The following is an 11706-nucleotide window of genomic DNA, read 5'->3' on the forward strand; positions in this document are numbered from 1 at the left end:
TGAATGAGGAGCGTCCTTACCGTCACCATGAGTCCGTCGATCGATCTCTCGGCGGCCACCGACAGCGTCGTTCCGGTCCGCAAGCTGAGGTGCACGGCGGTTCGCCGGGATCCGGGCGGCGGCGGGGTCAACGTCGCGCGCGTCCTCAAGCGCCTGGGCGGACACTGCAGCGCGCTCTTTCCGGCTGGCGGCTCGCCCGGGCTTCTGCTTCATCGTCTGCTGGACCGCGAGGGCATTGTGAGCATGCCCGTCGACATTGCCGCCGACACCCGCGAGAGCTTCACGGTCGCCGATCGAGCCAGCGGCGACCAGTACCGCTTCGTTCTGCCCGGAGCCGAGCTCGCCCCCGAGGAGTGGCAGGAGTGCCTCGACCGGGTATCCGCGCTCGCCGAGCCGCCGGACTACATCGTGGCCAGCGGGAGCCTGCCGCCAGGGGCGCCGCAGGACTTCTACGCAAGGCTGGCGCACGTCGCCGCTTCGGCGGGCAGCCGCCTGGTCGTCGACAGCTCCGGGCCGGCTCTGGCCGCCGCGCTCGAGGCGGGCGTCTACCTCGTCAAACCCAATCAGCGCGAGCTCGAGGAGCTGACAGGCTCGCCGCTCGCCCGGGAAGCCGACTGCACGGCCGCAGCCAGACGGCTGGTCGACTCCGGCAGGGCCCAGATCGTCGCGCTGTCGCTCGGAGACCGGGGGGCTTTGCTGGCGAGCCGGGAGGGCTGTCTCAGAGCCGCGGCCATTCCCGTGAAGATCGTCAGCGCCGTCGGCGCGGGAGACAGTTTCCTGGCGGCCATGGTCTGGCGTCTCTCCGCAAGCGACGCTCTCGATGACGCCTTTCGCTATGCGGTGGCGGCGGGGACCGCGGCCCTCCTCACGCCCGGAACCGAGCTGGCCTGCAAGGAGGATATCGAGCGGCTCTACCGAGACGTTGCAGTGGAGCAACCACCATAGACGGGCCGCGGAGATGCCTACACCCCCGACGGGAAGGAGTGCCAGGTGACGTGGTCGTAGACGCCGGCCCAATAGGCTCCGAAGGCGGCGGCGAACAACAGTTCCTCGATCGGGATGCCGGCGACGGTCAGTCCCCACAACGCTGCGAGATTCCATACGCTTTCGATGTAGCCGGGCGCCGTCCATTCGAGTCCGAGCAGGAACAGAGCGTAGTACGCGAGGAAGAGCAGCGCGCCGACCCAGGTCTTCCGGACCAGGTCACGCCGGCAGAGCATCGCTGCGATCGCGCCGAGGGCCATGGCGACGATCGACGGATAGATCGGGTTCCACGGCCAGGGATAGAGGACAGGAAACGCCAGGAAGGGGGCCGCCAGCGCCCAGCGGTGCAGCCTGTGCGGCGGCAAGCGTCGCTGGAGCGGTGGCATCTCCTCGAGCGTCTGACCGGTCAGGATGTTGTAGAGGACCGTGCCGATGCCACCGATTCCGAAGCAGAAGACGAGACTTTCGATGTCGAAGCCGGTGGTGCGCGCCAGGTCGAAGAGGCTCGGCGGATTCCAGTACGCGGGCACGAACAGGGGCTCGGTCAGGCCGAAGGGCGTGGTGAACAGGCTCGCCCAGAGCATGGCCTTCCGGTGGCGCGGCAAGGCCACGTACGCCAACAGCCACGGCACGAGGAACGCGCTCGCCCATGCGAACCAGACATATCGATCCGGCAGCATCCTCCTCCTCCGCCCCGGGCGGCCGCGGGACCGAGCAGCACCTGCAGCCAAGCTAGCGGCGGATGCGATCCGATCACAGACCGCATGTGACGACCGCGACGTGCGCGTGGGGCTCAAGCCATGACGGCGGGGACCGTGCTGCGCCTGCTGGCCGTCATGATCCTCTGGGCGTCCTGCTTTCCCCTCATCACGATAGGCTTGGGGCTGGCTCCGCACCTCGCCTTCGCGACGCTGCGTGCGACGCTCGCCGGCCTCGGTCTGCTGACGCTCGGCGCCCTGCTCCGGCGTCCGGTCCCGCGGGGCGCGCGGAGCTGGGCGCTGATCGCGCTGGCAGGATTCGGCGCCACGAGCCTCGGATTCCTCGGCATGTTCCATGCCGCCGAGTTCGTCTCGCCGGGGCTTGCGACCGTCATCGCCAACGCGCAGCCGATCGTTGCCGCGGTCCTCGCCCACGCCTTCCTGGGCGAACGGCTGACGGCGACCGGAAAGGCCGGCCTGGTCGTCGGGATGGCAGGGATCGCCGCGATCGCATGGCCAGGTCTCGTCGCGGGCGACGTCAGGGGCTACCGCCTTGGCGTCGCCTACGTGGCCCTCGCCGCGGTGGGCGTCTCCATCGGCAACGTTGCGATCAAGCGCCTCGCCGGCCAAGTCGACGCGATCATGGCGATGGGGGCGCAGCTGCTGGTCGGCGCGGTCCCCCTGGCGCTTGGCTCGATGCTGACCGAAGACCTCACGTCGCTGACGTGGTCGAGCGATTTCCTTGTCGTCCTCCTGGCGCTTTCGCTCTTGGGGTCGTCCCTCGCCTTCTGGCTCTGGTTCTCGGCCCTCGAGCGTGTCGAGCTCAACCGGGCCAACGCCTTCACGTTCCTGGTGCCGCTCCTCGGCCTGGGGATCGGCGCTGGCCTGTTCGGTGAGCGATTGCTCTGGGCCCAGGCCGCTGGAGCCGTCCTGGTCCTGGCGGGCATCGTGCTGGTGCAGCAGGCCGCAGCGAAGGAGCGGGCAGGAAGCGGTCGGCCGGAGGCCGGCGACGGATGATTCGGCGAAGGCAGCAAGGGTGTTTCTTTCAGTCGATGTCAGCGCGACCGGTGCCGGAAGGGCGACGACTTGAGAAATCGACCTGCCGGCACCATCATGAATCCGAGCGGTGATCCGGACGAGGTACGGCGGATGCGGGCAGTCGCCCGGCTTTTCACCTCCCTTTGCCTGGCGTCGCGGCGGCTGCGGCCGGCGCGGCGCTCGTTGTGCCGGGCGGTCGCGTTCACGGCGCTCCTGGCCCTGCAGATCGGCCTGGCGCAGCCGGAGCGTGCAGTGACCGCCGAGGTTGCGTCACAGGCAAGCTCGATCGCGGCATTCTCTGCAGCGGGCGTCCCTGGAAAAGCCGCGCTTCACGTCGACCGGGCAGGGTGCCTCCTGCACGCTGGCTGCAGTGTCTTCGCCGTGGCCGGGGCTTATGCCTTGCCCGCCGTTCGGCCGCATGCCTGGCGGATCGGTGCCGCTTCGGACGAGGTCGTCGGACGGATTGCCGCTCCGCACCTGCGTCCCCCGATTCACGCCGCAGTTCTCGTCTGAACGACGACGATCCCGCGCGAGCCCCCTCGGGTGTTGCGCGTGGGAGAGCGGCTTCTCGTCATCACCAGCCCGGGTCCCCGCTTTCGGAGGGGCGCCACGGCGTGCGGGAAGACCAATCGACATAGCAGCCGACGCAGTGCGCGTTCGGCTCCGTCGGACGGGAGGAGGCGGCCATGGCCTCAGCCGCCGAGCAGCTTGCCGCGAACTTCAACTTCGGTGCCATCGCCAAGGCGACGGAGCTCAAGCAGCGGATCTGGTTCACCCTGGGCGCCCTGATCGTCTACCGCCTGGGCAGCTACATCCCGGTGCCGGGCATCGACGCCCAGGTCCTGCAGGACATCTTCCACAGCCAGGCCGGCGGCATCCTGGACGTGTTCGACATGTTCTCGGGCGGCAGCTTGCGGCGCATGACGATCTTCGCCCTGTCGATCATGCCGTACATCTCGGCCGCCATCATCATGCAGCTGCTGACCGCGGTCTCGCCGACCCTGGAGCAGCTCAAGAAGGAAGGCGAATCGGGCCGCAAGAAGATCAACCAGTACACCCGCTACGGCACGGTGGTGCTGGCGCTGTTCCAGGCCTACGGCATCGCCATCGGCCTCGAGGGCATGAACACCTCGGGCGGCATGTCGGCGGTGGTCAACCCGGGCCTGTTCTTCCGGGTCGAGACGGTCATCACCCTGACCGGCGGCACGATCTTCCTGATGTGGCTGGGCGAGCAGATCACCCAGCGCGGCGTCGGCAACGGCATCTCGCTGATCATCTTCGCCGGCATCGTCGCGCGCCTGCCGATCGCCATCGCCCAGCTGTTCGAGCTCAGCCGGGTCGGCGAGATCTCCTGGCCGGTGCTGATCCTGTTCCTGGCCATGGCGGTCGGCGTCATCGCCTTCATCGTCTTCATGGAGCGCGCGCAGCGTCGCCTGATCGTCCAGTACCCCAAGCGCCAGGTCGGCAACCGCATGTTCGGCGGCGAGTCGACCCACCTGCCGCTCAAGCTCAACCCCTCGGGCGTGATCCCGCCGATCTTCGCCTCGTCGCTGCTGCTGATGCCGCTGACCGTGGTCGGCTTCGCCGGCTCGACCGGCGCGCAGCCGGCCTGGCTGACCTGGATCACCACCAACATCGGCCACGGCCAGCCGCTCTACATGCTGCTCTACGTGGCACTGATCGTGTTCTTCGCCTTCTTCTACACGGCGATCGTGTTCAATCCGGTGGACACGGCCGACAACCTGAAGAAGCACGGCGGCTTCATCCCCGGCATCCGGCCGGGCAAGAACACGGCCGACTACATCAACTACGTGCTGATGCGGCTGGTCACCCTGGGCTCGCTCTACCTAGCCGCCGTCTCGGTGCTGCCCGAGATCCTGATCGCACGCTACGCGGTGCCGTTCTACTTCGGCGGCACGAGCCTGCTGATCGTCGTCTCGGTGACCATGGACACGGTGGCGCAGATCCACAGCCATCTGCTGGCGCACCAGTACGAAGGCCTCATCAAGAAGGCCAAGCTCAGGGGCGCGCGCCGATGAGCCGGCGGCGAGGTGACCGTCGGGCAGTGGCCGCTGCAGCCGGAGTGGCGCGGCTCGCCGCGCCGAGGTCGCGGCGCAGGCTGCTGGTCGACGGCGCCTTGCTCGGCCTGGGCCTGAGCTGGCTTCCGGCTGCCGCCCGCTCGGCATCGCTGCCGAGCTTCTCGGGCGGGGGCGCACCGTTCGTCGAGGAGAGTCCGAAGGAGCCGGCGCCGTCCATCCGCTTTCTCGACGACGGCGGCCACGTCCGCTCGCTCGACGACTTCGCCGGCCGCGTCCTGCTCGTCAACATCTGGGCGACCTGGTGCCCGCCCTGCGTCGGCGAGATGCCGGCGCTCGACCGCATGCAGCGCGACCTCGGGGGGTCGGACCTCCAGGTCGTGCCGATCTCGATCGACCGGCCGGGAGCGGCCGCGGTCCTGCCCTTTTACCAAGGCGAGGGCATCGCCGCCTTGCCGGTCTTCCTCGATCCCGTGCAGGCGACGGTCTACTCGAGAAGCACGGGACGGCGCCCCGACGCGCTGCCGCTCTACGGCCTGCCGGTCAGCTTCTTCGTCGACCGTCGTGGCCGGCTGGTCGGCTACCTGGTCGGCGCCGCAGACTGGGATGCCGACGGGCCTCGCAGATTCCTCCGGCACCTGGCCGGGCCGTCGGCATGACGGCTCCGGAGGATGTCTCCCGGGGCGTGCGGATTCGCCGCGTGGCCGCCGTTCGGACAATTTCGAGAATTCGAATATGTCCGAACGGCGGCCCGACGGAACCGCCGTGTCGGGAGGCTTGGCCACCCCGCAAGAGGGTCGGGATTGTCGGGACCGCCTGACGGCGGATCCCGGCAGGCCGGGCCTCACCACCTCGTGAAGCAGGAGCAGAGATGAACCAGAGAATCGACCTTGTCCCTTCGAGCCGTGCCGGTCTGAAGGCCGTCTCGTCCCTGGCCCTGGCGCTCGGGCTCGCCGTCGCGCTCGCCGGCGGCGCCTCGGCGGCCCAGCAGGAGACGAAGGGGCAGCAGGACCAGCCGCAGCCGATGCAGCAGATGCAGAAGGGGATGCCGGCCGGCCCCTCGTTCGAAGAGATGCAGCAGACGATGGAGAAGGCCCGGCAGGCGAAGGACCCCGCCGCGCGCCGTGCGCTCATGAGCCAGCACCTCAAGATGATGCAGGGCAGGATGCAGGCGATGATGGGCATGATGCAGAAGATGCCGATGGGCGGCGCCGGCGGCATGCCCGGCGGGACGGCGGGGGCAATGCCCGGCGGCATGTCGGGAGGCATGTCGGGTGGGCAGTCCGGATCGGCGCCGATGGGCATGCCGGGGCGCATGCACGAGCCGGGGCGCATGCACGAAATGATGGGGCAGATGATGCAGATGATGCAGCTCCACATGATGCAGGCGATGGCCGGCATGATGGACCGCACGTCGATGCCCTGCGCCGGCGGCATGCCGGGGGGCATGCCCGGTCCGATGTCGGGGGGCATGTCGGGCGGGCCCGCCGGCCCGATGCAGAAGGCCATGCCGGGGCGCATGCAGGAGATGGTGGGGCAGATGATGCAGATGATGCAGCAGATGCTCGACCAGCAGAGCATGACCCTCGATACCGACAAGGCCGAATAGCCGGCGCCGGGGGCGGCTGCGCGCTCGGCGCGGCCGCCCGCGCCGGCCGGCAGGAAGGCGCCCCGCGGATTCGCCTTGCCGACGGTCGGTGGAGGGCCGTGGAAGGTGCGGCCCCGTGCCCGGGCAGCGAAGCGGTCTCCGGGGCAGCGTGGGCATCGCCCGGTCGAGAACAGGAGAGGCATGGATGGACATCTCGCAACAGCAAGCCCGCCAGGGCGTCGAGACGGCGCCGGGCGCGCGCTTCGCGGACCGTCGCGCGATCGCGATCCGCAGCGCCAAGGGGCTGGCCGTGGCGCTCGGAACCTTCGGCGCCGTCGGCACGGTGTCGGCGCTCTGGGACAATCCCTTCGTCATCAGGATGACGCCGGCGGGCGGCTGGGAGATCGGCCTGCTCGCCGCGCTGTCCGTCCTGCTCGGGCTCTATACGGCGGTGCGCCGGCCGGCCTGCTCGATCCGCACGGCGGGCGCCAGCGGCGTGCTCGGCTTCCTGGGGGTCGCCTGCCCGATCTGCAACAAGGTTCTCCTCCTGCTGTTCGGCGGCGAGCTGCTGCTGACCTACTTCGAGCCTCTGAGGATCTACCTTGCCGCCCTTGGGGTCGCGCTCGCCGCGCTCGCGCTCGTCCGCGAATGGCGTTCGGCCCGGCTCACACCTGCTCCGCGAGATCCCGCCGGCATCGAGGCCAGCGCCTCGCTCCGGTAGGCGCCACAATCCAGCGGCTGCAATCGCCGATCCGGCAGATGGCACGAGCCCGCTGCTCGCCGTGCTCGGCATCCCGGCCCGCATCAAATGCCTGCGGCGCCAGTTCCCGCGCAGCCTCATTGGAGGTAGGCCTCCACCGCGTACCTGCGCATCATTCGCCGGCCGTCAGGGGACGCAGGGCGGGATTGAGCGTCAATGGGCTGCTGCGGAGATTCTCCCTGGTTTTTCGCGGTCTCTCCTTGTCCCCTGTCGCGGCGTTCGCGGAACTCGATCCGTATGGAATGTGTGCCCCTCCCGAGATCTGACGAGCGACAGCCCCGACCGATTTGCCCAGCATGACGCGCGATTCGTGTCGTAGGGAGGCGACGGGGTGCAGTTCCGCGGCAGCGAGGCGTCCCACCAGCGACTGCTCGAGGTGGGCGTCGGTACGGCGATTGCCCACCACGGCGAGTTGCTGCAGGGCGTCTTCGAGGACGAGCAAGGCAGTCTGCACCGCGGCCTCGTCACCCTGCCGCTGCCCCGGCTGCGGGCGCGCGCGACCTTCTGGCCGAGGAGCGGAGGCGCCGTGGCGGTCCGACCGGCCGGTCGGAGCAAGGCGCAGCGCGCGGCCGAGCTCACGCTCGCCCACCTGGGCTACGCCGGCAGCGGCGGCGACCTGACGATCGAGAGCGATATCCCGCTCGGCCACGGCTACGGCTCCTCGACGGCCGACCTGGTCGCCTCGATCCGGGCGGTCGCCGCCGCTGCCGGCCTCCGCCTGCGGCACTCGACGACCTGCAGGCTGGCGGTCGCTGCCGAAGGCGCCAGCGACGCCATCGCCTACGGCTGTCAGGCGCTTCTTTTCGCCCAGCGCGAAGGCCGGATCCTCGAGCCGCTCGGTGCCGAGCTCCCTCCGCTGATCGTGGTCAGCCTGGTCAGCGGCGGCGAGGGGCCAGTCGATACCGTTGCGCTCACGCCGGCGCGCTACGACAGCGCCGAGATCGAGCTGTTCCGAGCGTTGCGCGGCCTTGTGCGCCATGCTCTCCAGCGCCAGGACGCTCGGCTGCTGGGCCGGGTCGCGACCGTCAGCGCCCGCGTCAGCCAGCGCCATTTCCCCAAGCCGCGCTTCGAGCGGGCCCTGCGGCTGGCCGAGGAGCACGCTGCCTGTGGCCTGCAGGTCGCGCACAGCGGCAGCCTGATGGGCGTTCTGATCGATGCGGGCAACGGCGATGCCACCGCGAGAGCCGCAACCCTGGTTCGCGAGGCGCAACGTGTCGGATTCCGGAAGACATCCGCCTTCCCGCTCGGTGTCGAGGAGGTCCGGCCGCTGTGACCCGGCGCCCGAAGGACGGCTTTCTCGCGGCCTACGAGACACCGCGGATCGTGCGCCTCGCGTCGAACCTGCATGCCGCCTGCTTCGCGCTCATGAAGCTTCTGCCGGCGCGCTTCATGCTCGATCGCGCGGAGGACGACGGGCGCCTGCCGCCGAGCGGCCAGATCGTGGAGACGAGCTCCGGCAGGTTCGGGCTGGCGCTGGCCCTGCTCGCCGCGGTGCGCGGCTATGCGCTCACGCTGGTGAGCGCCTCGAGCCTGGTCGACCCGCCCTTCGTACGCAGGCTGGAGCAGCTCGGCGCACGGCTGCTGCTCGAGCCGGACACCGAGGCCACCGGCGCGCAAGCGGAGCGGCTCGCCCGTCTTCGCGCGCTCCTCCAGGAGCGTCCGGACGCCTTCTGGCCGCGCCAATACGACAATCCGGACAACGCGCTCGCCTACGCGCGCCTGGCGGAGCTTGCCACAGAGGCGATCGGGAGGCTCGACTGCCCGGTCGGCTGCGTCGGCTCGGGCGGCTCGCTCTGCGGCGCCGGCCAATTCCTGCGGACCCTCTTTCCGAGTCTCAGAATCGTCGCCGTCGACACTCACGGCAGCCGGCTCTTCGGCCAGGATCCGGCACCCCGGCTCCTGCGCGGCCTCGGCAACAGCATCCTGCCGGCAAACCTCGTGCACGAGATGATCGACGAGGTGCACTGGATCGGCGCCTTGCCCGCCTATGCGGCGGCGCGGCGGCTCAGCCGCGCCGAGGGGCTCTACATGGGCCCGAGCAGCGGTGCAGCCTGGCTCGTCGCCGACTGGCAGGCGCGGCGCTCTCCGGGCGCGGCAACCCTCGTGATCCTGGCCGATGAAGGTCACCGCTATCGCGACACCTTCTACGACGACTCCTGGCTCGCCGGGCTCGAAGGCTGGCCACCGGCCGAACGGCAGGACCCCGTTCGGCTCGCTCGCGTCGCGTGCGCCGGAGAAAGCGACTGGACCTGCCTCGATTGGGCGCGCCGCCCCCTGGCGGCAGTCTCCGGGAAGAATATGACCAAGAGCTATGTGGCGGTGATACGGTGAATCGTCGGACCGCAACGATGAACCGAGTTCGCCGAGCTGCCACTAAGCAGTGGCGGAATGGCGTCACCACCCGTCGGCTACCCGGCCAGCAGCCGGATCGCGCGGACCACCTGCAGCCGCTCCTGTCCCTCGAGGTTCCGGCGCAGCTCGCCGAAGGAGCCCGGAGCGCGGGCGAAGCGGCGCAGCGCGGTTTCCTCTCCCTCGGCGTCGAGGCAGGCCCGCAGCCGGCCAAGCGCCAGCCGGAAGTCCCGGTAGTAGCAGCTCAGCAGTGCCTCGGCTCGGCCGAGGAGTTCGCTCTCCGGGGTCGGCCGCCTTCCCGGCGGACGGCGCACCTCTGCCGGGAAGGCTTCGCTCGCGATGCCGTCGAGCCAGCGCTTCGCCCGCCCGTGCTCCGCCCGGATCAGGCGCGTCACGCCCCGTGCCGCCTGCTCCGCCTCTGCCGTCGCCCGCAGCGTGTCCTCGACGATCCGAGGTTCCCAGGTCAGCAGGACGTCGCGATGACGCGCCAGCAGCCGCTCGACCTCCTCGTCGTCATGGAGGGGCAGCCTCAAGGGCGCGCGCTGGCGCAGGGGGTAGGCGAGATCCAGCAGTTCCCCGTCCGGCCGCTCGGCACCCGCGGCGGCCGCGCGCTGCCGCTCGGCGGTGGCGGCCCGGCGCTGCGCCGCGTAGGCCTCGATCGGTCCCCTCGCTGCGCCCGCCGGGCGCTCAGGCTGCGCCGCATCGCCGGCAGCTTCCGCCACCTCCGGCCTCGGCACGCTCGTGATCCCGGCCTCGATCCCGACGCCGGCCGGCTCGCCGCGCTCCACCGCGCCGTTGCGTTCCTGCAGAAGCTCCGCCAGTCGCCCGAGGGTCGCGCGGTCGCAGGGCCGCAGCTGGTCGCCTGCGCGATCGGCGAGATCCTGCCAGACCAGGTCGAGGCTGAAGATTTCGGGATTGGGGAGCACACAGGTATCGAAGGGCGGCGCCAGTTCGAGCTCGTCGGATCGCCGGGCGGTGATCGAGACGAGCAGGGGCACGAGGCTGAGCTCGGTGCGCCCGAGACCCGCGAGATCTCCCTCGATCTGCCTGTAGCTCGCGGCGAGACGGCCCCAGGCCTCGTCGATCGCCTGCCGCCAGCTGGACCGCGGGTCGTCGCGGTCGAACGGCTCCACGACCAGCAGAGGTAGCCCCGGCCTGCCGACCACGGCACCTGCCCGGCACGGCAGGACGGCAGCGCCCGGGCAGGCACCGGCCAGAACCTGGCGATAGAGCCCGTCCGGCAGAGCGGTATCGTCGCCGGCGGCAGGAGAGCGGGGCTGGGGTTGGTCCGTGGTCGGCTGGTCCATCGGTACTGCCTGGGCGGTGAAGGGTTGGAAGGCGCGCGCCGACGAGCGGCAGGCGTTGTCGCCTCGTCCGAGGCCCTCCGGTTCGGTGCAGGCCTTCTTCGGAGGCCGGCCAGTGTATCGCGCGGAAACCCGGCGCGCAAAGCCGCGAATGCGCGATTATTGATGATATCGACTTGAGAAACGCTGTATAAGCCGGAGTTGGAACAAGGCTGAGGGTGCCGGCGCGACGCATCGCGCCGGCCAGGATCGTGAAACCGGAGTCAGGTAGCTTGCCGGACAGCCAGGCTGCGTCGGTCGCGGGCGATGGTCCCGTCGGCGGGTCCCCTAGCGGCCCGCCGAGCGTAGACGAGCGGCTGGCTCGCGCCCGGCGAGCGGACTTCGCTGCGCAGCCGGAGGCCGAGCTGTCGCTTCTGAGCGACGGCGAGGTCGAGCAGCTGGCGACCCGCCTCGGGCGGGCGCGCGAACGGAAGCTGACGCTGGAAGGCTGGGGCTTCGACCGGCGAGCGACAGAGGCCGCACTCCTGGCCCAGGTCCCCTTCGCGAGGCTGGCGGACGCGATCTCGGATCTCGGGCCGCCGGCCGCCGACGCCGCCGACGCCCTGGCGATGCTGGCGGCTCGCCCTCTTCGATACAGCGCCGAGCAGCGGGGTCTGTTTCACAACCTGGCGCGTGAGGCCCTGACCGCCTTCGCGAAGAATCTGCCGGACGGCGGAACGGGTGCAGAGGCGCGGAGCTTCGAGGCCGGCGGAGCGAACGGTTGCGGGGTGACGATCCTCAGTCTCGCCGGCGGCGTGCTGATCGCAACGCCGCTGCCGGCTGCGCGCCTTCACCCGGAAGGTCATTGCCCGGAAGGCGATCATCCGGCGGGCACCAGCTCATCGGGGCCCCGGCTGCCGGGCTATGCGGATGCCGAGGGCTGCCTCACGGTGGTCCCCGACGGCGGGCC

At 70.4% G+C, this 11706-nt stretch carries 11 protein-coding genes; 8 read left to right on the forward strand and 3 right to left on the reverse strand.

All coding sequences use genetic code 11. The annotated features are described in order from the left end of the window. Positions 1-3: 3 nt before the first annotated feature. Positions 4-945 (forward strand): 1-phosphofructokinase family hexose kinase, encoded by a 942-nt coding sequence (locus B9O00_RS13455; protein ID WP_085123188.1) that lies wholly within the window; start codon positions 4-6, stop codon positions 943-945. Between the two features lie 17 nt (positions 946-962). On the opposite strand, the gene B9O00_RS13460 is transcribed toward B9O00_RS13455, so the two are convergent. Next, positions 963-1664, reverse strand: a complete 702-nt coding sequence (locus B9O00_RS13460) for a lycopene cyclase domain-containing protein (protein WP_200808498.1) — start codon at positions 1662-1664, stop codon at positions 963-965. A gap of 135 nt (positions 1665-1799) precedes the next feature. On the opposite strand from B9O00_RS13460, the gene B9O00_RS13465 reads away from it, so the two are divergent. The 7 genes from B9O00_RS13465 to B9O00_RS13500 all read left to right on the forward strand — a co-directional run bounded on the left by B9O00_RS13465 (position 1800) and on the right by B9O00_RS13500 (position 9435). Continuing rightward, positions 1800-2699 (forward strand): DMT family transporter, encoded by a 900-nt coding sequence (locus B9O00_RS13465; RefSeq protein ID WP_235017125.1) that lies wholly within the window; start codon positions 1800-1802, stop codon positions 2697-2699. Between the two features lie 707 nt (positions 2700-3406). After that, positions 3407-4759 (forward strand): preprotein translocase subunit SecY, encoded by a 1353-nt coding sequence (secY, locus tag B9O00_RS13475; RefSeq protein ID WP_085123192.1) that lies wholly within the window; start codon positions 3407-3409, stop codon positions 4757-4759. 26 nt (positions 4760-4785) lie between these two features. Further along, positions 4786-5415 (forward strand): TlpA family protein disulfide reductase, encoded by a 630-nt coding sequence (locus B9O00_RS13480; protein WP_159460211.1) that lies wholly within the window; start codon positions 4786-4788, stop codon positions 5413-5415. 212 nt (positions 5416-5627) lie between these two features. Further along, positions 5628-6365: a hypothetical protein gene (locus tag B9O00_RS13485; protein WP_085123194.1), complete on the forward strand. Its 738-nt coding sequence runs from the start codon at positions 5628-5630 to the stop codon at positions 6363-6365. A gap of 184 nt (positions 6366-6549) precedes the next feature. Then, positions 6550-7065 carry a hypothetical protein gene (locus tag B9O00_RS13490; protein WP_085123195.1) on the forward strand — a complete coding sequence of 172 codons (516 nt, stop codon included), beginning with the start codon at positions 6550-6552 and terminating at the stop codon, positions 7063-7065. A 370-nt stretch (positions 7066-7435) separates the two neighbouring features. Then, entirely contained in the window at positions 7436-8377 is a 942-nt protein-coding gene (locus tag B9O00_RS13495; RefSeq protein ID WP_200808499.1) for a GHMP family kinase ATP-binding protein, read from the forward strand. Then, positions 8374-9435: a pyridoxal-phosphate dependent enzyme gene (locus tag B9O00_RS13500; RefSeq protein ID WP_200808500.1), complete on the forward strand. Its 1062-nt coding sequence runs from the start codon at positions 8374-8376 to the stop codon at positions 9433-9435. Before B9O00_RS13495 ends, B9O00_RS13500 begins: the two co-directional genes overlap by 4 nt. A gap of 77 nt (positions 9436-9512) precedes the next feature. Here the strand turns inward: B9O00_RS13500 and B9O00_RS13505 are convergent, their stop codons facing one another. Together B9O00_RS13505 and B9O00_RS32490 are read right to left on the reverse strand one after the other, a co-directional pair. Beyond that, positions 9513-10760, reverse strand: a complete 1248-nt coding sequence (locus B9O00_RS13505; RefSeq protein ID WP_143596228.1) for a hypothetical protein — start codon at positions 10758-10760, stop codon at positions 9513-9515. Between the two features lie 260 nt (positions 10761-11020). Continuing rightward, complete coding sequence (locus tag B9O00_RS32490; protein WP_143596229.1) at positions 11021-11620, reverse strand: hypothetical protein; 600 nt, start codon at positions 11618-11620, stop codon at positions 11021-11023. Positions 11621-11706: the final 86 nt, after the last annotated feature.

Origin of the sequence: Tistlia consotensis USBA 355, from assembly GCF_900177295.1 — a bacterium.
Taxonomy (GTDB): Bacteria; Pseudomonadota; Alphaproteobacteria; order Kiloniellales; family DSM-21159; genus Tistlia; species Tistlia consotensis.

Excerpts from the sequence above, each read along its gene's own strand:
- B9O00_RS13460 (WP_200808498.1), bottom strand. The coding sequence starts at position 1,664 with ATGCTGCCGGATCGATATGTCTGGTTCGCATGGGCGAGCGCGTTCCTC.
- secY (WP_085123192.1), top strand. The coding sequence starts at position 3,407 with ATGGCCTCAGCCGCCGAGCAGCTTGCCGCGAACTTCAACTTCGGTGCC.
- B9O00_RS13455 (WP_085123188.1), top strand. The coding sequence starts at position 4 with ATGAGGAGCGTCCTTACCGTCACCATGAGTCCGTCGATCGATCTCTCG.
- B9O00_RS13485 (WP_085123194.1), top strand. The coding sequence starts at position 5,628 with ATGAACCAGAGAATCGACCTTGTCCCTTCGAGCCGTGCCGGTCTGAAG.
- B9O00_RS32490 (WP_143596229.1), bottom strand. The coding sequence starts at position 11,620 with ATGATCGCCTTCCGGGCAATGACCTTCCGGGTGAAGGCGCGCAGCCGG.
- B9O00_RS13490 (WP_085123195.1), top strand. The coding sequence starts at position 6,550 with ATGGACATCTCGCAACAGCAAGCCCGCCAGGGCGTCGAGACGGCGCCG.
- B9O00_RS13505 (WP_143596228.1), bottom strand. The coding sequence starts at position 10,760 with ATGGACCAGCCGACCACGGACCAACCCCAGCCCCGCTCTCCTGCCGCC.